The organism is Corallibacter vietnamensis (assembly GCF_039537875.1).
GTDB lineage: Bacteria > Bacteroidota > Bacteroidia > Flavobacteriales > Flavobacteriaceae > Corallibacter > Corallibacter vietnamensis.
This window is the reverse complement of record NZ_BAABBI010000001.1, coordinates 431,018-452,905: the sequence shown is the minus strand read 5'-3', so window position 1 is coordinate 452,905 and position 21,888 is coordinate 431,018. Positions and strand designations below refer to the sequence as shown.

Sequence of the window (21,888 nt, the reverse complement as noted above, 5' to 3'; positions counted from 1 at the left end):
ATTGGTTTTTATTAATGTAAAAATGGTATTTTATTCAACTTATATTTTTAATCAAAACAAGTTTACTTTCTAACCTACAGAACCTTCTAAACTTATTTCTAAAAGCTTTTGAGCTTCAACAGCAAACTCCATAGGGAGTTTGTTTAGCACGTCTTTACTAAACCCATTTACAATTAACGCAATGGCTTTTTCAGTATCAATACCACGTTGGTTACAGTAAAAAATTTGGTCTTCACCAATTTTACTAGTCGTAGCTTCGTGTTCTATTTGTGCTGTTTTATTTTTTGCTTCTATATAAGGAAATGTGTGCGCTCCGCATTCATTACCCATTAATAAACTATCGCACTGCGAAAAGTTACGAGCGTTTTCAGCCCTTGAGTTTATTTGAACCAAACCACGGTAACTATTTTGAGATTTTCCTGCCGAAATACCTTTTGAAATAATGGTCGATTTCGTGTTTTTACCTAAATGAATCATTTTGGTGCCGGTATCAGCTTGTTGAAAATTATTAGTTACTGCAATGGAGTAAAATTCACCTACTGAATTATCGCCTTTTAATACACAACTTGGGTATTTCCAAGTTACTGCTGAACCTGTTTCAACTTGTGTCCAAGAAATTTTAGCGTTTTTCTCGCATAAACCACGTTTGGTTACAAAGTTGTATACACCACCTTTACCTTCAGCATTTCCTGGGAACCAGTTTTGTACTGTAGAATATTTTATTTCGGCATCATCAAGAGCGATTAACTCTACAACAGCGGCGTGTAATTGGTTTTCATCACGACTTGGTGCTGTACAGCCTTCTAGGTAACTTACATAACTACCTTCGTCAGCAACAACAAGGGTTCTTTCAAATTGTCCTGTTCCTGCTTGGTTAATACGGAAGTATGTTGATAATTCCATTGGGCATTTTACACCTTTAGGGATGTAACAAAAACTACCATCACTAAATACGGCAGAGTTTAATGCGGCGTAAAAGTTGTCTTTTTGTGGCACAACAGTACCAATGTGTTTTCTTACAAGTTCAGGGTGTTCTTTTATAGCTTCAGATATAGAACAGAAAATAATGCCTTTTTCAGCTAATGTCTTTTTGAATGTTGTAGCAACAGATACAGAGTCGACAACGACATCCATAGCAACACCTGCAAGCTTTTTTTGCTCGTCTAGAGATATACCAAGTTTATTAAACGTGTCTAATAATTCAGGGTCAACCTCGTCTAAACTGTCATATTTTGGTTTGCTGTTTGGAGCAGAATAGTAAGATATAGCTTGAAAATCTGGCTTTTCGTAATTTACGTTTGCCCAGTCAGGTTCTATCATTTCTTGCCAAATTCTAAAAGATTCCAAACGCCATTCAGTCATCCATTCAGGTTCTTCTTTCTTTTTAGAAATGGCACGAACGATATCTTCATTTAATCCAACAGGAAATGTTTCTGATTGTATATCGGTATAAAAACCGTACTCGTATTCTTTAGTTTTTAATTCTTCTCTTAAATCGTCTTCAGTATACTTACTCATTCTTCGATTTTATAATTTTTAAAAGTCTTCCTTTTTAGGGAATTTAGGATGGTTATAACGAAAATGATTCGCCACAACCACAAGTTCTATTCGCATTGGGGTTATTAAACACAAAGCCAGTTCCGTTTAAACCTCCTGAATATTCTAATGTTGTACCTATTAGATACAAAAAACTCTTTTTGTCTACAATGATTTTTACACCATTGTCTTCAAAAACTTTATCGTCGTCTTGTTGTTCTTTATCAAACTTTAAATCGTAAGATAACCCAGAGCAACCACCGCTTTTAACGCCTACACGAATAAAATCTGTTGTATAATTAAAACCATCTTCGGTCATTAATTCAACAACTTTCTTTTTAGCTGTTTCAGATACTTTTATCATAATTAAATAGATTATCTCTAAATAGACTGCAAATATACAATATAAGTCATGGATTACCATATAACCTAACATTATATTAATAAATACTATGATAGCATTTTATTATGGTATGCTGAATGCCGGATTATTTGTAAAATGGCATAAGTTTTTACTTCATAATCTTTAAATTTGCATTATGATTGAAGATAAAAACCAGCAGCGTACACAATTAAGTGATTTAGGAGAATTTGGTTTGATAGACCATTTAACTAAAAATTTTAAAATAAAACAAAGCTCTACAGTAAAAGGTATTGGAGATGACGCAGCAGTTTTAGATTTTAAGAAGAATAAAATTGTTGTTTCAACTGATTTATTAGTAGAAGGTGTGCATTTTGATTTGAGTTATATGCCTTTGAAGCATTTAGGATATAAGTCTGTTATAGTAAATCTTTCTGATGTTTATGCAATGAATGCTACTGCTACTCAAGTAACTGTTTCTATTGCAGTATCTAACAGATTTCCTTTAGAAGCACTTGAAGAACTCTATGCTGGAATTGAAACAGCAGCAAAAATTTATAATGTTGATGTTGTAGGAGGCGATACTACATCGTCAACATCAGGGTTGTTAATCTCTGTAACCGCTATAGGTGAGGTTAATAATGACACAGAAGTTTACCGAAACGGTGCAAAACCTAATGATTTACTTGTTGTAACTGGAGATTTAGGAGGTGCATATATGGGATTGCAAGTTCTTGAACGTGAAAAAGAAGTTTTTAAAGTAAACCCTAATAATCAGCCAGATTTAGAGCCTTATACATATATCGTAGAGCGTCAGTTAAAGCCTGAAGCTAGACAAGATATTATTAAACTATTAAAAGATTTAGATGTTAAGCCTACATCTATGATAGATGTTAGTGATGGACTGTCTTCAGAGATTTTACACCTGTGTACTCAAAGTGGTACAGGTTGTGATTTATATGAAAATAAAATTCCATTAGACCCTCAAGTGATTTCTACTTGTGAGGAGTTTAATATTGATAGTACTACAATAGCTTTAAATGGCGGTGAAGACTATGAGTTATTGTTTACAATTTCTCAAAAAGATTTTCCTAAAATTAAAGCAAACCCTAATTTTAGTGTTATAGGATATATGAGAGAAGAAAGCGCAGGAATTCATTTGGTTACTAGGGCAGAAACCAAAATTCCACTAAAAGCGCAAGGATGGAAAAACTTTAGCTAAGCAGTGATTTTTAAATCTGAATTAGAAAAAGATTCATGTCTTAATCGCATGGTTCTTTTTGTATGAATTCTTTCTAAAATGCGGTTTATCTCCCTAAATTTTGGTGTTAATTCTGTTAAATAGCCATTACTATTTGTTGTGGCTTCGTGTTTACAGTGTTTGCAAGTATACTCCTTTACGTGGTATGTAACATTTCTACTTACTTGATATTCATGCCCAAAAACATTGCAGTATAGTCTTGGGATAAACAAACGTTTTTGATTGGTTGGTTTCATAGGTTTATCACTTTTGGTGTAATAAACATAAAATTTATTTTAAATAAATCGACAAAAACCTATATATTTTCGATGAAATGCATTATTTCTTGTAGGAAATTGTTTTCATTTTCAATATGACTCATGTGCCCATCGGGAAATTCTACAATGTTTACATTTGAATTTTTCACATGGTTTTTAGTGTTTTCAAAGTTTAAAACAGGGTCTTTTTTTCCTAGAATGAGTAATTTTTTTATAGGTGCACTTTTGAAAAAATCTGTTTTATCAGGCCTTATTTTCATACCTTCAAGAGCAGCTATAATCCCTTGTAGTGGTGTTTTTAAGGCTTCATTTTTAACAAACTCTATAGCGAGGTTTAAGTTTTCTCGGTTTTTAGTTGCAAATAAATTTGCAACAGCCATACTTACAAACGTTCTATGATTTTGTTTTACGGCTTTTATGGCGCGATCGCGATTTAGTTTTCTTTCTTCGCTATCTGCTTCAGCAGTTGAGTTCATTAAACATAAACCAGCTACTTTTTCTAAATGATTTTCAGCGTAAGCTAACGCAACATAACCACCCATAGAATGCCCAATGATAATAGACTTTGATATGTTTAAATGATTTAAAACAGCTTCAACAATTTCTGCCATATCTTGCATGGTGTGGATGTATCCTAAACTTTCGGTTTTTCCATGGCCTAACAAATCTATTGCTATAACACGATATTGTTTAGATAGTGTAGGTGCTATGTTTTTCCACATGCTTGTGTTTTCAAGAAAACCATGTAAAAGAACAATAGCTTTTCCGCTTCCTGAATCTGTAAAATGTATATGTATGTTTTTATATTGCATGATGTTGTTAGCTTTTTAGGCGTTTAATTACAGAAAATGCTTTGTCTACTAATTCATCTTCTACCAAAACAGTAAATTCATTTGTTGTAGAAACCACTTCGTATAATGAAATACCTTCCCAAGCTAGCCGTTTAAAAATTTGATAGTACAATCCGGTGATTTTTGAGTTTCCTTTGGGAAGACTTATGCTTATTGCTGAAAGCTGTTCTTTAACTCCTAGTTGTTTTTCATTTTTAAAATGTTCTAAAACATATGCTTTTTGAGAGCTGGATATTATTATAGTGCTTTCTAAAATTCCTCGTGTAAACGCATAAAAAATATTATTGTTTGTGTTTAAATGCTCTAAAATTTTAGAATGGCTATTTATAAGTGTGTTTGAATTTTGAAATGTAAAGTCGCTTAAGTTTGAGCGAACTGTTATATCTCCTAGGTTTTTGATGACTCTTTTCAGTCTTGGAGAATTGCCTAAATCTGTTGGTGGATTGTACCGCCTTAAAGCCATCATAATAGCACCAGTTTTTACTGGTTTTTTTAGCATTTCACTTATAGGAGTTACTAATTCTTCAGCTAATGCAGAATAATTTATGATGTTTCTAGATAATGCTTCTTCTAAAAAAGGTTGAGAAACCAGTAATTCCTCAACGCATGCTGATATTGTTTTCATAAACCACTTGTTAACTATATAACAATTTGTGCAAAAATAGTTTAATTTTTTTGTTTTCATTCATAAAAAAGCTTTTGAGAATACATTTGTCTTCAAAAAATATAAACTATGCGCGTTTTAAAGTTTGGAGGAACATCTGTTGGTTCTATTGAAAACATGATTCATGTTAAGAACATTGTAAATGATGGTAAGAAAAAAATTATAGTACTTTCTGCTATGTCAGGAACAACAAACGCTTTAGTGGAAATTTCTTTAGCATGTAAGGAAGGAAAGCGTTCGTTGGCTAAAGAATATGTAAACAATCTTTATTTAAAATATATAGATGTTATTTTAAATTTGCTACAAGATTATCCTTTAAATAAAGAAACAGAATGTTATGTGCAATCTGTGTTTAATTATTTAAATGAACTTATTGAGTTACCTCATTCAGAGCTTATACATGGCTCTATAGTGTCTCAAGGAGAAATGCTGTCTACATTTATATTTAGTAGATTTTTACAGCAAGAAGAAATAAATGTAAAGTTGATATCTGCGTTAGATTTTATGCGAATAGATAAAATGAACGAGCCTGATAGTTTTTATATAAATCAAAATCTTACAAGAATCATTAATGAGTTTCCTGATTATGATATGTATGTAACTCAAGGTTTTGTTTGTTTAGATGCAAAAGGAGATGTTGCTAACTTGCAACGAGGTGGAAGTGATTATACAGCAACCATTATTGGCTCTGTGATTAATGCTGAAGAAGTGCAAATTTGGACAGATATTGATGGTTTTCATAATAATGATCCAAGATTTGTTGAAAGTACTCACGCTATTTCAAACCTTTCTTTTGATGAAGCTGCAGAGTTGGCATACTTTGGTGCAAAAATTTTACATCCGCAAACAGTAATGCCTGTTAGAGATTTAGATATTCCTGTTAGGTTGAAAAATACTATGTTGCCAGAAGCATTTGGAACTTTGATTACTAATGAAATTCATGGAGAAGGAATAAAAGCTATTGCAGCAAAAGATGGAATCACTGCCATAAAAATCAAATCTGGCCGTATGTTACAAGCGCATGGTTTCTTGAAAAAAGTATTTGAAATTTTTGAAAAGTACGAAACCTCTATAGATATGATTACAACATCTGAAATAGCTGTGTCTTTAACTATAGATGATGCTAAACACTTGGTGGATATTACGCAAGAATTAGAAAAGTTCTCAACTGTTGAAATAGATGATTATAGAACAATTGTGTGTTTGGTTGGTAATAATATTGTATTTCATCCTGATACACCAAAATTATTCCAAATATTACAGGATGTTAATGTAAGAATGATTGCTTACGGAGGTAGTAATAATAACATATCGTTATTAATAAACACAAGTGATAAACAAGAAACATTGCGTAAACTAAATAGGTACGTTTTTGAAACAGAAACAGTGATGAGTTAAACAAAAAAGAACGGCAATTTAGCCGTTCTTTTTTTTGGTTTTTTATGAATTCATCAACTCCTCAATCTCATCGGCTTCAATAGGAATGTTTGCCATCAAGTTAAGAGGTTCTCCTTGTTCTTGAATTACAACGTCATCTTCTAATCGGATGCCAAATCCTTCGTCAGGGATATAAATACCAGGTTCAACAGTAAACACCATATTAGCGGTCATAGGTTCGGTTAAGATACCATAATCATGAGTGTCTAATCCTATATGGTGGCTTGTACCGTGCATGAAGTATTTTTTATACGCAGGCCAGTCTGGGTTTTCGTTTTGAACATCGGCTTTGTCTAGTAATCCTAAACCAAGTAATTCTGATGTCATTATTTTTCCAACTTCCACATGGTAATCTGCCCATATAGTACCAGGAACAAGCATTTTTGTAGCTTCTTTTTTCACGTGGTTTACAGCATTGTAAACGGCTTTTTGTCTGTCAGAAAAACGACCATTTACAGGAATGGTTCTACTTAAATCGCTAGAGTAGTTGGCGTATTCGGCTGCCGTATCAAATAAAATTAAATCACCATCTTTACATTGTTGGTTGTTTTCAATGTAGTGCAATACATTGGCATTGTTTCCAGCAGCAATAATAGGCGTGTATGCAAATCCTTTAGATCTGTTTCTTAAAAATTCGTGCATCATTTCTGCTTCAATTTCAAACTCCCAAACACCAGGTTTTACAAAGTTTAATACACGTCTAAATGCTTTTTCTGTGATATCACAAGCTTGTTGCATGATATCAATCTCTATTTGATCTTTAACAGAGCGTAAACGTTGAAGAATAGGGTTACTCTTTTTAACGCTATGAGCTGGAAATTTTTCTTTTAGCCATTTGTTAAAACGATCTTCTCTGGTTTGAGTTGTAACATTGGCACGGTAATGTTCGTTGGTATTAATGTAAACAGTGTCACATTGCGACATAACCTCTTTAAATATTTTTTCAAAATCTTGAAGCCAATACACGGTTTTAACGCCAGAGGTTTCAAAGGCTTTTTCTTTAGTTAGTTTTTCACCTTCCCAAACAGCAATGTGATCATTTGTTTCTGTTAAGAATAGAATCTCACGGTGTTTTGGGTTAGGGCAATCAGGAAATAGCAATAAAATACTTTCTTCTTGATCTACGCCGCTTAAATAAAAAATGTTACGATCTTGTTGAAAAGGTATGGTGCTATCTGCGCCTATTGGGTAAATATCGTTGCTATTAAAAACGGCTAAACTATTTGAGCTCATTTGAGCCATAAAATTTTTGCGATTTTTAATGAATAATTGGTTGTTTATTGGGTGATATTTCATTGTGAAAATTTATTTTCTTCAAAAATACTTAATAGAATAGTGTATAAAAAATGATAATAGTGAAACTTATCATAAATATTAATGAAGAATTACTGATGTTTCTCTTCTTTTTGTTTAAAATCATTCTAAATACACAATTAAAACGTTTGAGTTTTGTCTAAAATTTGAATGTAGCGTATCTTTGTTGGGATTAAAAAACTAAACTTCAACAATGAGCGGAATTCTAAATTCTTCGATTGGAAGAAAATTTGCCATGGCACTTTCGGCACTCTTCCTTATGATTTTCTTATTACAGCATTTTGCAATTAATATTCTTTCAGTTTTTAGTGCAGACGCATTTAACGAAGCTTCTCATTTTATGGGAACATTTTGGGCTGTACAGTATTTATTGCAACCTGTATTAATTTTTGGTGTCATCTTTCACTTTGTGATGGGTTTTGTACTAGAAATTAAAAACAACAAAGCAAGACAAATAAGCTACGCTAAAAACAATGGAGCTGCAAATTCATCATGGATGAGCCGTAACATGATTTGGAGTGGTTTAGCAATTTTAGCTTTTATAGTGCTTCACTTTATTGATTTCTGGATTCCAGAGATTAATACAAAATATATTGTTGGTGATATGTCTGGCATGCACAATGGTGAGTTCAGATACTTTCACGAATTAGTAGAAAAATTCCATAGTCCACTTCGTGTTGGAGCTTATGTAGTAGCATTTGTGTTTTTAGCATTGCACCTACTGCATGGTTTTAATTCGGCATTTCAATCGGTTGGTGCTAACAACAAGTACACTAAAGGATTGAAAACATTTAGTAAAATTTATGCCATAGGTATTCCAGCAGGATTCATCTTTATAGCATTATTTCATCATTTAACAGGACAATAAAATATCTAATATGGCTTTAGATTCTAAAATACCTCAAGGTCCAATTGCAGACAAATGGACAAATTATAAAAATCATATCAATCTTGTTAACCCAGCAAACAAGCGTCTTATTGATGTTATTGTTGTTGGTACAGGATTAGCAGGTGGTTCTGCTGCTGCAACTTTAGCAGAGCTAGGTTACAATGTAAAAGCATTTTGCTTTCAAGATTCACCAAGACGTGCGCACTCTATTGCGGCTCAAGGTGGTATTAATGCAGCAAAAAACTACCAAGGAGATGGTGATTCTACCTACCGATTATTTTACGATACTGTAAAAGGTGGTGATTACCGTTCTCGTGAAGCAAACGTATACCGTTTGGCTGAGGTTTCAGCAAATATTATTGACCAATGTGTGGCGCAAGGTGTGCCTTTTGCACGTGAGTATGGTGGACTTTTAGACAACCGTTCTTTTGGTGGTGTATTAGTATCGCGTACATTTTATGCAGCAGGTCAAACAGGTCAGCAGTTATTATTAGGTGCATACTCTGCTATGAACCGCCAAATTGGTCGTGGAAAAATAAAAATGTACAACCGTCACGAAATGCTAGATGTTGTTATCGTTGATGGTAAAGCGCGTGGAATTATAACGCGTAATTTAATTACAGGAGAAATAGAAAGACATTCAGCGCACGCTGTTGTTTTAGGAACAGGTGGTTATGGTAACGTATTCTTCTTATCAACTAATGCGATGGGAAGTAATGTTACTGCAGCTTGGAAAGCTCACAAACGTGGTGCTTACTTCGCGAACCCTTGTTATACACAAATTCACCCAACATGTATTCCGGTTTCTGGAGATCATCAGTCTAAACTAACGTTAATGTCTGAATCTTTAAGAAACGATGGTCGTATTTGGGTTCCAAAACACATGAAAGATGTAGAAGCTATTAGAGCTGGTCAATTAAAACCAACACAAATAGCTGAAGAAGATAGAGATTATTACCTAGAGCGTCGTTATCCAGCGTTTGGTAACCTTGTACCTCGTGATGTTGCTTCTCGTGCAGCTAAAGAGCGTTGCGATGCTGGTTACGGAGTAAATGCAACTGGTGAAGCTGTTTATTTAGATTTTGCTTCGGCAATTCAACGTTACGGAAAAGAACAAGCGCACATTAAAGGTTTAGATGAAAACGATGCAGCTCTGGTTAAAAAATTAGGTCAAGAAGTTGTAAGAGTTAAGTATGGTAACTTATTCCAGATGTACGAAAAAATCGTAGATCAAAACCCATACGAAACACCAATGATGATTTATCCTGCGGTACACTATACTATGGGAGGAATTTGGGTAGATTATAACTTAATGACAACCGTACCTGGATTATATGCTATTGGTGAAGCTAACTTCTCTGATCATGGTGCTAACCGTCTTGGTGCTTCGGCATTAATGCAAGGTTTAGCTGATGGTTACTTTGTATTACCATACACTATCGGAGATTATTTAGCTGATGATATTAGAACAGGACCTATTTCTACAGATACTAAAGAGTTTGAAGAAGCAGAGAAAAATGTAAAAGATAGAATAGCAAGTTTAATCAACAACAACGGATCACATTCTGTAGATTACTTCCATAAGAAATTAGGAAAAATCATGTGGAATAAAGTTGGAATGTCTCGTAACGAAAAAGGATTAAAAGAAGCTATTGAAGAAATCTCAACACTTCGTAAAGAGTTCTGGGCAGATGTTAAAGTTCCAGGAACAGCTGATGAATACAACGAAGAACTTGCAAAAGCTGGTCGTGTAGCAGACTTTTTAGAATTAGGAGAATTATTTGCTAAAGATGCTTTACATAGGACAGAATCTTGTGGAGGTCACTTTAGAGAAGAATCTGTTGAAGAAGACGGTCCTCAAAAAGGTGAAGCAAAACGTGATGACGAAAACTTTACGTATGTAGCAGCTTGGGAATACAAAGGAGAACCTAAAGATGCAGTGCTTCATAAAGAAGACTTGGAATTTAAAGATATTGAATTAAAACAACGTTCGTATAAATAAGAAAGACTATGAATTTAACCTTAAAAATTTGGCGTCAGAAGAACGCAAGCGATAAAGGAAAAATGGTAGATTATCCAGTAAGTGATATTTCACCAGATATGTCTTTCCTTGAAATGTTAGATGTTTTAAACGAACAACTTATTGAGCAAGGTGAGCAACCTGTAGCTTTCGATCATGACTGTCGTGAAGGTATTTGTGGTATGTGTTCTCTATATATCAACGGAGAAGCACATGGTCCTGATCGTGGTGTAACAACATGTCAGTTACACATGCGAATGTTTAAAGATGGTGATACTATTACTATAGAGCCATTTAGAGCAACAGCTTTCCCTGTAATTAAAGATTTAGTTGTAGATAGAAGTGCTTTTGATCGTGTACAGCATGCTGGTGGATTTATTTCTGTAAATACCTCTGGTAATACGATAGATGCTAACGCCATTCCTGTAAATAAGCACGATGCAGATGATGCCTTTGCTGCTGCAACATGTATTGGTTGTGGTGCTTGTGTAGCGAGTTGTAAAAACTCGTCAGCAATGCTATTTGTTGGTGCTAAAGTATCGCAGTTTGCATTATTACCACAAGGTCAAGTTGAAGCAACTGATCGTGTACTAAACATGGTGAAGCAAATGGACGAAGAAGGCTTTGGTAACTGTACAAATACAGGAGCTTGTGAAGTGGAGTGTCCAAAAGGTATTTCTCTTGAAAACATTGCGCGTATGAACCGCGAATACTTAAAAGCGGCTTTTAAAGGATAGAAGTATTTGTAAGTAAAATGCTTACGTTAATTATTATAAAAAAGAAATCTCAAGTCTACGCTTGAGATTTTTTGTGTAAATTCAAAAAGAAATGAACTATAAGTTTTTCCCATTGTTACTTTTGCTATTGCTTATATTTATTGGCTGCAAAGGACAAGCTGTAGTTGAGAAAGAATCTAAAGTTATTAAGCAATCTTGGTTTGATAGTGATTCTTTGCTTAAACATGTTGAAGTATTGTCGTCAGATGAGTTTGAGGGACGAAAAACAGGAACGCCTGGATCTGAAAAAACACGAAATTACATACGCAAGGCCTATAAAAATTTAGGTGTTTTACCACTTACAGATTCGTATTCTCAAAGTTTTAAGTTTTCAAATTATAAAGCAGAAAATATCATAGGTTACATAAAAGGTACTCAAAAACCAGAATCTTATATTGTTATTTCAGCGCATCATGATCATTTAGGTATTCATGATAATAAAATATTTAATGGAGCTGATGATGATGCTTCAGGGGTAAGTGCACTATTTGCCTTTGCAGAATATTTTAAAAAATATCCGCCAAAGCATTCTGTTATTTTAGTTGCTTTTGATGCTGAAGAGTTAGGGTTGAGAGGCTCAAAATATTTTGTAAATAATACCATTGTTCCATTTGATAGTATAAAGTTAAATATCAATTTAGATATGATTTCTAGAAATGATAACAATGAACTATACGTAGTTGGTGCCCGATTTAATGATGATTTAAACCATGCTATTTCGAGTTTTAAAACCAAGAAAGGTTTGGTGTTAACACAAGGTCATGATGGAAATGACGGACTTCAAAACTGGTCGTTTTCAGGAGATCATGGATCATTTTATAGAAAAGGTATTCCTTTTTTATATTTTGGAGTTGAAGATCATGAAGATTATCATATGGCTACAGATGATTATGAAAATATTCATCCTAATTTTTATCAAAATGCAGTGTATACAATCATTTCAGTGTTTAAAACTCTAGATGATATCAACTTATAGAATATGCAGAAACCTGAAGCATTTTATACATCTCAATTAGAGCATCATCAGGCAGAAGTAAAGGTTTTTCAAAAAAAACTATTAACCTTGAGCTCTTTGAGATTACTTGTGTTTTTGGTAACAGCTTTTGCTATTTACTTAACTTATAATCATTGGCAAATTGCTGTAATTATTGGTTTAGCAGGAATAACAAGTTTTATTTACTTACTTTCAAAATATACAGATGTTAAATATAAACGCGACATAAGCAAGGCTTTGGTTAGGCTAAATCAAGAAGAACTTGCTATTGCCTCAGGAGATTTTCATAGCAGGCCAACAGGAAATGAGTTTCAAGATCCAAAGCACTTTTACAGTTTAGATATAGACTTATTTGGTAAAGGTTCTTTTTTTCAATTTATTAATAGAACACGCATTTTTGAAGGTACTCATAAGTTAGCCAATGCTTTAAAAGCTAACAATATTTCAGAAATACCACAACGCCAGCAAGCCATTAAAGAGTTGGCAAATAAACCAGAGTGGCGCCAAATGTTTTCTGCTGTAGCATCGTTAATTCATGTTGAAGTTTCTACAAAAACTGTGACTAATTGGTTGCAAACTTATAAGGTTTTCTTGCCTAATGTTATGCGCTGGTTTCCTATTGTGTTTAGGGTAATTACACTCATATTATTGGGGTTGACAATTTTTAAAATTATCGGATTTTCTTTTATTGGTTATTGGTTGTTAATAGGGCTAGGCATTACGGGAATCTATTTAAAAAAAATAAACCAATTAGCCTCAAAAACAGATAAGGTTAAAGATACTTTTAGGCAGTATGCATCATTATTAAATAGCATAGAGAGCGAGAGTTTTACAACAGATTTATTACTGGAAAAGCAAAAGGAAATTCAATCCTATAAAGAAAAAGCTTCACATATTTTTAGCAAATTTTCAAAGCATTTAGATGCATTAGATAATAGGAACAATCTTATATCGGCTATTTTTGGAAATGGGTTATTTCTTACTGATATAAAAAACAGCTACAACGTAGAACAATGGATAGTTACTTATAAACAAACCGTAGCAAAATGGTTTGAAGTAGTAACATTTTTTGATGCCTATAACTCATTAGGGAATTTTGCGTTTAATCATCCAGAATATGTTTTTCCTGATATTGTAGATAAACAGATAACAATACAATCTACTGCGCTTGGGCATCCGCTATTAGATGCAACAAAACGTGTTGATAGTGATTTAGAAATCAATCATCAGGAGTTTTTTATAATCACAGGAGCAAATATGGCTGGAAAAAGTACGTTTTTAAGAACGGTATCTCTACATATTGTTATGGCAAATGTTGGTTTGCCGGTTTGTGCTACAAAAAGCAGTTACCAGCCTATAAAGCTTATTACTAGCATGCGAACTAGTGATTCACTAACAGATGATAGTAGTTATTTCTTTTCAGAGCTAACACGTCTTAAATTTATTGTTGATGCTATTCAGGATGAATCTTACTTTATTATTCTTGATGAAATATTAAAAGGAACAAACTCTACTGATAAAGCAATAGGTTCAAAAAAGTTTGTAGAAAAGTTAGTAGCATCTCACGCTACAGGAATAATAGCAACACATGATTTAAGCCTTTGTGATATTGAGGCAGAGTTAGAGTCCGTACAGAACTATTATTTTGATGCGCAAATTGTAAACGACGAACTCTTTTTTGACTATAAACTTAAGAAAGGTATTTGTCAGAATATGAATGCGAGTTTCTTATTAAAGAAGATGGAGATTGTTTAATAAAAACCTAGTTTTTCTTTAATTAATGTAACACTAATATTTTTAGGTATTACAATATTGTCATTATCTAGCATAATATCAAAAATATAGATGTTATCTCCAGTTTTAGCCGTTTGTAAATAGTATCTAGCTTTACTAATTCTAAAATCACCACTAACATCTACAGCGGGTTTTCCTTGAAACTTTATTTTGTATGAAAGCGACTTAAAAACAGAGTCATTTGAAATTTTAAAACACTTTAAAGGAAGTCGGTGTTCTAAAAACTCCTTTTTAGTGAGTGTTACTTCGCAAGAAGCTCCTTTTTCTTGAGCCAAACTACTTAAGCTTACAAATAGAAAAAAAGTTGAAAGAATAAATTTCATATCATAGTTTAAAACGTTAACAATCAAGATTTATTTTTTTCAGCAACAGTTTTAATTTTTTCAATCATTTCAACAGCATTCTTGTCATCTGGTTTCAGACTTAAGACTTTATAATAGCTTTTCAAGGCATCAGTATATTTTTCAGCTTTAAAATAAGCTTCTCCAAGGCTGTCATAAACATTATATCCGTTTGGAAATATTTTTGTGTTTAAATCAAAAACATACAACGCTTTTTCAATTTGATTAGATCTTAAAAAGATATATCCAAGTGTGTTTAGTTCTTTGCTACCATTAACAAACTCTGCAAGTCTTGATGACCAGAATTGTTCGTTTGATTTTAAGTCTTCTAAAGGTGTTTCGTTTACCATATAGAACATGTAATTTGCGGCATTGTAATTAGGTATGTAGCGCTCATTGTTTACAATTTTTAGGATATCGCGCTCTAGCGTTTCTTTAGGGTACTCAACAATACGGTTTATTTCTTTATTGTCTTTTATGAAAATAAATGTGGGTACACGATGTATGTTGTAGCCTTTTTCTTCATGATTTGGGCTTTGTTTGTAGGCTTCTTCAGTGTCATCAACAGCAATAACTTCTAGTTGATTTTCTGGGAACTTAATAGATTCTAAAATTTTATAAAATTTAGGTAGTTCACGTTTGCTATCACCGCACCAACTTCCAAAAAATACTTTTATTTGATATTGGTTTAAGGAGTCTTTTAGCTGTTTTGTAATAGCAGTGTTTATTAAGTAGTCGTCATGATATTTATTAAACCACTCTGCAAAAGGGGCTTTTTTTAAACCAGTTTCATCTACTTTTCCTAGTAATTTTAAATCACCATCTTTATCAGTAACCGTATGATTTAGTGTTTGCGAAAAAATAAATTGTGTAGAAATGGTTAGGGCAAATACAAATAGAAGATGTCTCATATGATGATTTTTTTTTAAATATAATTCTTTTTATAGAATAAGTTAAACTTATATTTACTCTGTATATTGTTTAATAATAAGATAGATGAAGTTAAATATTTCAGTGTTATTGCTTATTTCAATTTTGTTTGGATGTAATACAGCAAAAACATCAACACAAACAAAAGAGCATTTAAAAATCTATGTTTGCTTAAGTCCAGAAACAGCTAAAACAAGAATGACAAACTATGAACTAAATATTCCTGATACTTGGTGTAGTTATTTAGGGATGCATTATATGTTGACCCATTCACCTAAAGCGTTACTCGATTTGCGTAATAATGAACATACAAATAGTCTATATGTAATCTCATATGATGCACCTTCTCATCAAAGTGAGAATATAGAAGAAGCTTTAAAAAAACAACTTATTTCAGGTGTACCAAGTTTATATGAACCTGTCTATACTTCAGATATACATAATGTTTATGGTAAATACTATATAATAAAATCAAAAAGTGTTTACGATGGGAGTATTATAGTTAATTTGGATATACTTTTTAATTATAACAAACAGGATTATATAATAAACTATAATGTTCTAGAAAAAGACTATGAAACCTATGTGAATGACGTTTTAAAAATAGTGGCTTCTTTTAGAGTAAAAGAAAAACCATAAAAAAAGCCTCTTAATCTAAGAGGCTTTTTTTTATAAGTTTTAGTAATGACATTACTTTTTTGGATGAACCAATTTCATTTCATCAATTAAGTGTTTTGCACCAGCATATTTATCAACTATAAATAATACATAACGTAAATCAACCATAATGTTACGGCAAATTTCAGGGTCGTAATTCATGTCACTCATAGTGCCTTCCCAAACACGATCAAAATTCAGTCCAACAAGATTTCCATGAGCGTCAATAGCAGGGCTACCAGAGTTTCCTCCTGTAGTGTGGTTGGTTCCTAAAAAGCAAACAGGTACTTTACCATTGCTATCAGCATATTGTCCGTAATCTTTAGCATCATATAAATCGCGAAGTTTTTGTGGTACATCAAATTCATAATCACCAGGCACATACTTTTCTATAACACCATCAAGATAGCTTACAGGTTGGTAGTATACAGCATCTCTAGGAGAGTAGCCTCTTACTTGTCCGTAAGTAACACGAAGTGTGCTGTTTGCATCAGGGAAATAGCGCGCATTTGGTAATGCTTTCATAAGCGCTGTCATATATTCGGTTTGAAGCGCCGTAATAGGTTCGTTTTTTTCTTGATATTCAGAATTAATCGTATTAAAAAACTCCTCAATCATTGGTTTTGCATACGCATAAGCAGCATCGTTGTTTAAGTTTTTTATGATGTCATCAGCAGACCCATCAAACAGTTTTAAAGCGCTATCAAGATTTGTAAAAGCTGTTTTATCATAGATTGTAGGATCTATATTGTTTTTTTTGTAAAGCGGCATAACAGCTTCAAAAACGCCTTTATCTACATTTACATCATAATCTTTATGTACACCTTTTAAAAGATTTGTAATGTACGTTTTGTTCTTTTCTAGATTGTCAGGGTTTTGTTTTAATCCTTGTTCTACTTGGTAGGCTCTAAAAGTCATTTGCATTAACTCGTTTGTTACCAAGAACACCTCAATAAAGTTTCTACGTTTTATATTAACACTTGCAAAATCTTTATACAGTTTATCAAATTCTGGAAGTATATGACCATATTTAGATTCAAGACCTTTTTCCTTTAAAGCTTTGGTAAAAGAAGCTTCAAAAGCACGACGTTCAGCAACAGCATCACTTTTCTTAATACCAAGATTTTCTCCAATCCATTTTTTCCAAGCATTGGCAATACGTGCTTGTTTTGAAGCGTATTTTATACGAACATCATCACTAGCTTTCATACCTGCATCAATAACTTTTAAAGCAGCTTCACGAATAGCAATATTGCTTGGGTTGTATTCTGTTGTTATATGCTCTATAGCTACGGCTGGTAAATATTCGTCAGTACGACCTGGAAAACCAAAAACCATAGTGAAATCTCCTTCATCAACACCATCTAAAGAAATTGGTAAAAAGTGTTTTGGTTTGTAAGGCACGTTATCTTTGCTGTATTTTGCCGGACGGTTATTTTTATCAGCATAAATTCTAAACATTGAAAAATCTCCTGTATGTCTAGGAAAAACCCAGTTGTCTGTATCACTACCAAATTTACCAATACTACTTGGTGGCGCACCTACTAAACGAATGTCTTCATAGCGTTCTGTTACAAATAAAAAGTACTGGTTTCCTTTGTAAAAAGACTTAACTTTTGTGTCTTGCCACGTTTCTTTTTTAACTTCAGTTTGTAACGTGTTACTGTTTTTGTCTATTTGAGATTGTTTTTCTTTTTCTGTCATAGTTTCAGTGATACCAGCAAGAACTTGGCTAGTAACGTCTTCTATACGAACAATAAATTCTACAAATAAACCTTCGTTTGGAAGTTCTTCATCAAGATTCATTGCCCAGAAACCATCTTTTAAATAATCATTTTCTAAAGAAGAATGTGATTGTATTTGGCTAAAACCACAGTGGTGATTTGTTAATAATAGTCCCTTGTCAGAAATAATTTCTCCAGTACAACCACCATTAAAATGCACTATAGCATCTTTAAGGCTAGATTTGTTAACATCATAAATATCTTTGGCAGATAGTTTGCTGCCTAAACTTTGCATTTCATCTTCATTCATGCCTTCTAAAAGAGAAGGAATCCACATGCCGCCTTGTTGTGCAGAGACTTGAACGGTAATAAAAAGTATAAGAATTCTTAATAGTTTCATTGTGTAATTTTTTGATTGCTGTAAAGATAAAAAACCACTAAAAAAAAGATGTTAAAATGATAGAAATAATGTCATTATTACTGATTATATTTAGCATTATGCAACACAAATCAAAACTTCCTCACGTAGGTACAACTATTTTCTCCATAATGAGCGCGCTGGCTAAAGAGCATCAGGCTATTAACTTGTCTCAAGGATTCCCAAACTTTGAAAGTGATAAAAAACTTATAGACTTTGTTACAAAGGCTATGCAATCAGGTTATAACCAATATGCACCTATGCCAGGAAATTCAGAGTTGTTAAGAGCGATCGCAAACAAATTTGAACTACTTTACAACACGAGTTATCATCCCGAAGATGAAATTACCGTTACAGCAGGAGCTACCCAAGCTATTTATACCATTATATCAGCATTTGTTAAAGCTGATGATGAAGTAATAATTTTTACGCCTGCTTACGATTGCTATGAACCAGCTATTACCATACATAACGGAAAAACAATTCCTATACAATTACACGCACCAAGTTATTGTATAGATTGGGACATTGTTAAAAGTAAGATTTCTGCAAAAACAAAAATGATAATCATTAATACACCACACAACCCAAGTGGTACGGTTTTAACAAAAACCGATTTGCTAAAATTACAAGAACTAACGGCAAATACAGATATTATTGTATTGAGTGATGAAGTGTATGAACATATTATTTTTGATAATGAATCTCATCAAAGTATCTGTTTGTTTCCAGAATTAAAAAAACGAAGCTTTATAACAGCTTCTTTTGGGAAAACATTTCACAATACCGGTTGGAAAATGGGGTATTGTTGTGCACCAAAAGACTTAATGATTGAGTTTAGAAAAGTACATCAGTTTAATGTGTTTTCAGTAAATCACCCAATGCAAAAAGGTTTGGCTGATTACCTTCAAGAACCGAGTCGTTATTTGGAATTATCAGGATTTTACCAAGAAAAGCGCGATTTGTTTTTAGAGCTTATAAAAGATTCTCGTTTTGATTTTATTCCAGCAAAAGGAACATATTTTCAGGTTTTAGATTTTTCTAAAATAACAAAAGAAAATGATGTGAAATTTGCAAAACGCCTAACTAAAGAGCATAAAATTGCGGCTATTCCTTTGTCGGTTTTTAACGAAAACAAAAAAGACGATAGCATGTTGCGTTTTTGTTTTGCTAAAACTGATGAGACGTTAAAGCAAGCTGCAGAAATATTAAATAAAATATAGATAAACATCATGCAAGATCAACTTAAAGTAGCATTTATACAGACAGAATTATTTTGGGAAAATCCTTTAGAGAATAGAGCTTATTTTGAAAATAAAATAGCACAACTTCCTAATAAGGTTGATGTTGTTTTGCTTCCAGAAATGTTTACAACAGGCTTTACTATGAATGCCAAATCTGTCGCAGAGACGATGAACGGTGATACTGTTTCATGGATGAAAACTATAGCAAAAACTCATAATATTGCTCTTGCCGGAAGTTTAGTTATAGAAGAGGATGCATGTTATTATAACAGGTTGTTATTTGTTAAGCCTGATGAAACATTAGAAGTTTATGATAAACGACACACGTTTACACTAGCAGGTGAAGATAAAGTTTATACATCTGGAACTAAAAAGCAAATTGTAACTTATAAAGGTTGGAAACTATGCCTCATGGTTTGCTATGATTTGCGTTTTCCTGTTTGGGCTAGAAACACTGATGACTATGATGTTTTAATTTATGTTGCCAATTGGCCAAAGCCTCGTATTGCAGCTTGGGATGCATTACTTAAGGCGCGAGCTATTGAAAATATGTGCTATGTTATTGGAGTAAATAGGGTTGGTTATGATGAAAAACAAAATGAGTATTGCGGGCATTCTGCTGTTTATGATGTTTTAGGAACAAGTATAACAGCATTACGACCAAACAAAGCTTATACGGAGACTGTAATTCTAGAGCGAAATCATATAAATTTTTATAGAAACAAATTGAAGTTTTTACAAGACAGAGATATGTTTACTCTAGAGTAAAATCTACTACTTGATCCCAAAAAGCTCTTATTTCAACAATCTCTTTAGCATAGCTAATACGTTCAGGTTGTCTTTTTTCAAGGTAGTTACCGGTGTCAAATTTTTTGTTTTTATTCGAGTCGTAAATAACCCTTAAAAAGTAGTCTCCAGACTCCATATTTCTAAAATCTAAAGGCTCGGATTTTTCGCTAAATTTCTCATATTTAACCTCACCTTTTTCATCAACAAACTGAACAATTACTGGGTATACGGCATTTTGTAACGTTACACGAGCGTTACCATAATCTGAATAAGATTTCGTGTTTAGGTTAAAGTATAGAGAGTCATTGGTGTCGTTAAAAAAATCAGTAAAAGCTTCTGGTAAAATTTGAATAGCGTATTTGTTTTCTTCAGATTTTTCAAAATGTATTGCATATGAGTTTTCTAAAGAATCTAAAGTTGCTGAAAATGCTACATTTAATGAGTCTTTATCTAGAATTTTTATTTTTTCTTCGTCTATTTTAGATAGTGGTGTAGATGCATATATCTTAAACGTCTCATAAAACTTAATTGTGCCTGTTGGTTCAGCCTTTAAAGCTAAAGTGTCTCGCTTTTGTTCGCTGATTCTTATGGTGAAGTCTTCAGAATATCCTTTTTTGTTACTTACATTAAAAATTAATGAATCTGTGTTTTCTAATCTAGGTTTATACCAGTAGTTTAGTGTGTCTGTTTTTTGGTCTTTTGTGATTCTGTATTCGTAGTCATCAGGAACTTCTGAAAGTATATTAATGCTCATGTCATTATAGTTTCCTTGAAACCCAAAACCTATTTTTTCTCCAGAAAGTAATCTTGGCCTTATAATTTTAGGAGTAAGTTCTTCATTAAATAACTTTAATGTAAAGAAAGCCGTTGAGTCTGTAGGAACATCAATGAATGTATCACTAAAGGCTATTTTGTCACTTTGCGGTTGAAATTTATTATCTTGATTTTTATCATTTATAGCAACCATCATGTACTTTCCTGGTTTCATATTTTCAACAGAAAAAACAGTTGTACTATCTAATGTATTTGTTATATAACGTGGTAGTTTGTTGTAAACGACAGAGTCATTAAAGGTTGAATCTACTTCATAAAGCATAACAGAAACAAAGTTGTCAGGCTTGCGAAGTTCAGCATCTATTATGGTTCCTTTTACTGTAAGAGAATCTAAAGTGCTTCCTGTAGAGAAAACATATCTAAAATATGGGTATGGATTTTCTTCATTATTATCAACAATACTGTTTCCAAAATTAAAGGCGTATGTTGTGTTGGGAGATAATGTGTCTAGTATTTTTATAGTAATACGTTTGCTAGCACCGCCTAATGGTGTAATCACTGGTTTTGGGTCCATTGGTGGCGAAATTATAAGTTGGCGCTGAACATCTTTGATTTTTATATACTCATCAAAGTAAATTTTAATCTCATTGTTATTAAAATTTGTAGAATAATTTTTAGGTTCAGATTTTGTTATTTCAGGCGGAGTTGTGTCTCTTGGTCCGCCGCTAGGGTTACCGCGATTTGCACAATTAATTATTAACATGCTAATAAGGCAAAAGCCGAATAAATTTAATAGCGTTTTTTTCATTATACCCGTTTGAAATTTTTACAAAGAAACAACATATTTGTTAGTAACG

The 21,888-nt window shown here is 32.9% G+C and carries 20 protein-coding genes; 10 read left to right on the top strand and 10 right to left on the bottom strand.

The window, feature by feature from the left end; translation table 11 throughout:
- Positions 1-69: 69 nt before the first annotated feature.
- Positions 70-1,518: a Fe-S cluster assembly protein SufB gene (gene sufB, locus ABD690_RS02125; RefSeq protein WP_344726563.1), complete on the bottom strand. Its 1,449-nt coding sequence runs from the start codon at positions 1,516-1,518 to the stop codon at positions 70-72.
- Between the two features lie 52 nt (positions 1,519-1,570).
- On the bottom strand, positions 1,571-1,900 hold the full coding sequence (locus ABD690_RS02120) for a HesB/IscA family protein (protein WP_344726561.1): 330 nt from the start codon (positions 1,898-1,900) through the stop codon (positions 1,571-1,573).
- 175 nt (positions 1,901-2,075) lie between these two features.
- Here ABD690_RS02120 and thiL point away from each other — a divergent pair, with 175 nt between their 5' ends.
- Positions 2,076-3,119: a thiamine-phosphate kinase gene (gene thiL / locus ABD690_RS02115; protein WP_344726559.1), complete on the top strand. Its 1,044-nt coding sequence runs from the start codon at positions 2,076-2,078 to the stop codon at positions 3,117-3,119.
- Here thiL and ABD690_RS02110 read toward each other — a convergent pair.
- The 3 genes from ABD690_RS02110 to ABD690_RS02100 are packed head-to-tail and all read right to left on the bottom strand — an operon-like array spanning position 3,116 to position 4,891.
- Positions 3,116-3,394 (bottom strand): hypothetical protein, encoded by a 279-nt coding sequence (locus tag ABD690_RS02110; protein ID WP_344726557.1) that lies wholly within the window; start codon positions 3,392-3,394, stop codon positions 3,116-3,118. The genes thiL and ABD690_RS02110 overlap by 4 nt on opposite strands.
- A gap of 59 nt (positions 3,395-3,453) precedes the next feature.
- Positions 3,454-4,227 (bottom strand): alpha/beta fold hydrolase, encoded by a 774-nt coding sequence (locus ABD690_RS02105; RefSeq protein WP_344726555.1) that lies wholly within the window; start codon positions 4,225-4,227, stop codon positions 3,454-3,456.
- Between the two features lie 7 nt (positions 4,228-4,234).
- The gene (locus ABD690_RS02100) at positions 4,235-4,891 is read right to left on the bottom strand and encodes a hypothetical protein (protein WP_344726553.1); all 657 of its coding nucleotides are present in this window, start codon (positions 4,889-4,891) and stop codon (positions 4,235-4,237) included.
- Between the two features lie 108 nt (positions 4,892-4,999).
- On the opposite strand from ABD690_RS02100, the gene ABD690_RS02095 reads away from it, so the two are divergent.
- Positions 5,000-6,328 carry an aspartate kinase gene (locus ABD690_RS02095; RefSeq protein ID WP_344726551.1) on the top strand — a complete coding sequence of 443 codons (1,329 nt, stop codon included), beginning with the start codon at positions 5,000-5,002 and terminating at the stop codon, positions 6,326-6,328.
- A gap of 42 nt (positions 6,329-6,370) precedes the next feature.
- On the opposite strand, the gene ABD690_RS02090 is transcribed toward ABD690_RS02095, so the two are convergent.
- Positions 6,371-7,663 carry an aminopeptidase P family protein gene (locus tag ABD690_RS02090; protein WP_344726549.1) on the bottom strand — a complete coding sequence of 431 codons (1,293 nt, stop codon included), beginning with the start codon at positions 7,661-7,663 and terminating at the stop codon, positions 6,371-6,373.
- A 211-nt stretch (positions 7,664-7,874) separates the two neighbouring features.
- On the opposite strand from ABD690_RS02090, the gene ABD690_RS02085 reads away from it, so the two are divergent.
- From ABD690_RS02085 to ABD690_RS02065, 5 genes are all read left to right on the top strand, one after another.
- A complete protein-coding gene (locus ABD690_RS02085; RefSeq protein ID WP_344726547.1) occupies positions 7,875-8,549 on the top strand; it encodes a succinate dehydrogenase cytochrome b subunit in 675 nt (224 codons plus the stop codon).
- 10 nt (positions 8,550-8,559) lie between these two features.
- The gene (locus ABD690_RS02080) at positions 8,560-10,572 is read left to right on the top strand and encodes a fumarate reductase/succinate dehydrogenase flavoprotein subunit (RefSeq protein ID WP_134198258.1); all 2,013 of its coding nucleotides are present in this window, start codon (positions 8,560-8,562) and stop codon (positions 10,570-10,572) included.
- 8 nt (positions 10,573-10,580) lie between these two features.
- Positions 10,581-11,327, top strand: coding sequence for a succinate dehydrogenase/fumarate reductase iron-sulfur subunit (locus ABD690_RS02075; protein WP_129759902.1), 747 nt, complete (start codon positions 10,581-10,583; stop codon positions 11,325-11,327).
- A gap of 91 nt (positions 11,328-11,418) precedes the next feature.
- Positions 11,419-12,342, top strand: coding sequence for a M28 family peptidase (locus tag ABD690_RS02070; RefSeq protein WP_344726544.1), 924 nt, complete (start codon positions 11,419-11,421; stop codon positions 12,340-12,342).
- A gap of 3 nt (positions 12,343-12,345) precedes the next feature.
- Positions 12,346-14,115, top strand: coding sequence for a MutS-related protein (locus tag ABD690_RS02065; RefSeq protein WP_344726542.1), 1,770 nt, complete (start codon positions 12,346-12,348; stop codon positions 14,113-14,115).
- Here the strand turns inward: ABD690_RS02065 and ABD690_RS02060 are convergent.
- Positions 14,112-14,477: a hypothetical protein gene (locus ABD690_RS02060; RefSeq protein ID WP_344726540.1), complete on the bottom strand. Its 366-nt coding sequence runs from the start codon at positions 14,475-14,477 to the stop codon at positions 14,112-14,114. The two genes, ABD690_RS02065 and ABD690_RS02060, sit on opposite strands and share 4 nt — an antisense overlap.
- A gap of 23 nt (positions 14,478-14,500) precedes the next feature.
- On the bottom strand, positions 14,501-15,406 hold the full coding sequence (locus tag ABD690_RS02055) for a thioredoxin family protein (protein WP_344726538.1): 906 nt from the start codon (positions 15,404-15,406) through the stop codon (positions 14,501-14,503).
- Between the two features lie 85 nt (positions 15,407-15,491).
- Here ABD690_RS02055 and ABD690_RS02050 point away from each other — a divergent pair, with 85 nt between their 5' ends.
- A complete protein-coding gene (locus ABD690_RS02050) occupies positions 15,492-16,064 on the top strand; it encodes a hypothetical protein (protein ID WP_344726536.1) in 573 nt (190 codons plus the stop codon).
- Positions 16,065-16,115: 51 nt separating this feature from the next.
- Here the strand turns inward: ABD690_RS02050 and ABD690_RS02045 are convergent, their stop codons facing one another.
- Positions 16,116-18,206, bottom strand: a complete 2,091-nt coding sequence (locus ABD690_RS02045) for a S46 family peptidase (protein ID WP_344726534.1) — start codon at positions 18,204-18,206, stop codon at positions 16,116-16,118.
- 98 nt (positions 18,207-18,304) lie between these two features.
- Here ABD690_RS02045 and ABD690_RS02040 point away from each other — a divergent pair, with 98 nt between their 5' ends.
- Both ABD690_RS02040 and ABD690_RS02035 read left to right on the top strand, forming a co-directional pair.
- Positions 18,305-19,447, top strand: coding sequence for a methionine aminotransferase (locus ABD690_RS02040; RefSeq protein ID WP_344729273.1), 1,143 nt, complete (start codon positions 18,305-18,307; stop codon positions 19,445-19,447).
- Between the two features lie 9 nt (positions 19,448-19,456).
- On the top strand, positions 19,457-20,236 hold the full coding sequence (locus tag ABD690_RS02035; protein WP_344726532.1) for an amidohydrolase: 780 nt from the start codon (positions 19,457-19,459) through the stop codon (positions 20,234-20,236).
- On the opposite strand, the gene ABD690_RS02030 is transcribed toward ABD690_RS02035, so the two are convergent.
- Positions 20,223-21,839: an Ig-like domain-containing domain gene (locus ABD690_RS02030; RefSeq protein ID WP_344726530.1), complete on the bottom strand. Its 1,617-nt coding sequence runs from the start codon at positions 21,837-21,839 to the stop codon at positions 20,223-20,225. The genes ABD690_RS02035 and ABD690_RS02030 overlap by 14 nt on opposite strands.
- Between the last annotated feature and the right edge of the window lie 49 nt (positions 21,840-21,888).